The organism is Alteromonas sp. ABE4_545 (assembly GCF_056161325.1).
Genome location: NZ_JBSWYY010000109.1, coordinates 1 through 212 on the forward strand (window position 1 = coordinate 1; position 212 = coordinate 212).

Here is a 212-nt window from a genome sequence, read left to right on the forward strand (position 1 = left end):
ACTGCCTGAGTCGCTCGCCAGAGCCATACTCGGTGCCGCCACCGTCATATCAGTGGTAATGGCTGCGCTATTCGACGTCACCGCAGACTCATTGCCCGCGGTATCGGTTTGTTTAACCTGAATATCGCCAATGGCGTAGGTAGTATCGTTTGCCAGCTCAAAGCTGGTGCCTGTGCCGGTGGTCCAGTTGCTGCCGCCATCCAGCGAGTATT

The 212-nt window shown here is 56.6% G+C and carries 1 protein-coding gene; it reads right to left on the reverse strand.

Annotated features, from left to right (window positions below):
* The coding region (locus ACXAH6_RS20515) for a hypothetical protein (RefSeq protein WP_474879847.1) at nt 1–212 on the reverse strand (212 nt) is incomplete at both ends.